Annotated in this window: 3 protein-coding genes; 1 reads left to right on the top strand and 2 read right to left on the bottom strand. The window is 29.2% G+C overall.

Annotated features, from left to right (window positions below; all coding sequences use genetic code 11):
• Positions 1-288, bottom strand: a 288-nt coding sequence (locus tag DIU01_RS11430; protein WP_290834556.1) for a hypothetical protein, incomplete at its 3' end; no start/stop codon positions are given.
• A gap of 180 nt (positions 289-468) precedes the next feature.
• On the opposite strand from DIU01_RS11430, the gene DIU01_RS11435 reads away from it, so the two are divergent.
• Complete coding sequence (locus DIU01_RS11435) at positions 469-1,107, top strand: SOS response-associated peptidase (protein ID WP_290834558.1); 639 nt, start codon at positions 469-471, stop codon at positions 1,105-1,107.
• 145 nt (positions 1,108-1,252) lie between these two features.
• Here DIU01_RS11435 and DIU01_RS11440 read toward each other — a convergent pair whose 3' ends face one another.
• On the bottom strand, positions 1,253-1,939 hold the full coding sequence (locus tag DIU01_RS11440) for a hypothetical protein (RefSeq protein WP_290834560.1): 687 nt from the start codon (positions 1,937-1,939) through the stop codon (positions 1,253-1,255).
• Between the last annotated feature and the right edge of the window lie 122 nt (positions 1,940-2,061).

The raw sequence follows: 2,061 nt of genomic DNA on the forward strand, positions 1-2,061 counted from the left end.
AATAAAAAAACTACTGATTATGTAATAATCAGTAAAGTTTTCTTTTGCCCAGGATTCCCTATCTGGGAACAACGAAGTTAATCCCTTACTAACATTAATAAAAAAACTACTGATTATGTAATAATCAGTAAAGTTTTCTTTTGGCCAGGATTCGCTATCTGGGAACAACGAAGTTAATCCCTTACTAACATTAATAAAAAAACTACTGATTATGCCAATAATCATTAAGGTTTTCTTTTGTCCACGATTCCCTATCTGAGAACAACGAAGTCTATCCACTTTCTCCAATGAAAGAAGTTTCAAAAGAAACTTAAAATTTCAAACCCCATTAAACATCAGTTTTACAGGTCTTTTTCTTTTTTGACTATGTATCAAACAGACATATTAAGTCAAACGTTAGTGCATTAAAATAAATTTAAATCTAGATACTACTATTTTTAATATTCGTTATTTTTACTAAAAAAAAGTATGTGTTACTATACCCAACAAGGAAAGACAGCTGGAGAATTAACCGATTATTTGGGTCGCAATATTGATGATCATGAAAATGTATTTCCTTCTGATTTTATAAATGGTTTTAGTCATCCGAATTTACCAATTATATTAGATAGTAAACCCGATATCATTACCACCAATTACACTTGGGGTTTGCTTCCAACAAATAGAGATAAAGATTTTAGGAAAAGTACATTAAACGCTAGGGTTGAAACTCTTGAAGATAAGCCTTCATTTGCTCCTTCAATAAACAACCGTTGTTTAGTTTTAGTGACTGCATATTATGATTGGCATTGGAATGATCCTTCTGGGAAATCAAAAACTAAGTATCAGATAAATTCTCAAATTGATGAAGTGTTTTTTCTAGCTGGAATTTACAATAGTTGGCAGGATAAAGCAGGTCTAATTTGGAATACGTACAGTATTGTAACGACAGAAGCCAATCAAATGATGAAGTACATTCACAATAGAAAAGAAGCTGATGATGACCAAAGAATGCCCATCGTCATAAAAAATACTGATGAAAAAGAATGGTTGGATTCTAAAAATCAACCTTTAGATTTTTCATTTCCCAACTACCAACCGAATATTATTGGGTTTCAAAAAGTTTAGGTATTGATTTTCTGCTATTCCTTTAAATTAGCAACATATTTTATTGCGAGAGTGGTGTTTAATTTTTAGCTTAAAGATTTTGAAACCAACATAAACTTGTTTTTAAGCACAGTTCTTTGTTAGCGAATCGGTTTTATATTTGTTGTTAATTTAAGTTACGTTGATAATTCCAAATTAAATTATCAAGTTTTTTAGGTGTAATATCAAATCCATTCTTTTCGAGTTTTTTTGCAACTTCGGCAAGAATAATTTGGCAATCAGCTAGACTGACATTTTCACCGGAAATACTTTCTAAAAAGCGAATAATCATTCTATCCGGTTTAATTAAATCGTCTGATCCTGCAAGCATAAAAAAATAGGTTAAAGAAATACCACTTTTTTGACCGGGAATTTCTTTAATTTCTATTTCAAATTCTTTGCTTGAAATAATTTTATATAAATCACTCAATTTGTTTACCTCATATTTTTGCAAAATTTTTAAGAATTTAATAACTGCTTCAGATTTTAAAATTCCATTTCTTGTTGAAGTTCTTTGACGATTTTTGTATATGTTTTCCGTTAATTCTTTGATGGATTCTTGTTCCATTAAATTCAAAAAAAACGAAGTTGATAATTCTTCAGATTTTGAAAATTTATCTATTTTATTGTGTGTACAAAATTTATTGATGGTGTTTTGGACAATTTCATATTTAACTCCAATTGAAAAAACTGAATCAATAACGCATAACGGAAGATGACTATAATTGAATTCATCTGGGAGAATGTAATTTTTTTTATCGGCAAAAATTTCAGCACAAAAACTTGTAGTTTTTTCAATAATTTTGGAATTCATTATTTATGGTTTTATTTGTTAACATTCTGTGGTTTCAACTAAACTGGTAGTAAACGCCAGAATGTGAAAGCGCTTAAAATGATTATTTTATAATCTTCAATACGGAATTTTTCTCTGATAGG

This window comes from Flavobacterium sp., from assembly GCF_003525665.1.
GTDB lineage: Bacteria > Bacteroidota > Bacteroidia > Flavobacteriales > Flavobacteriaceae > Flavobacterium.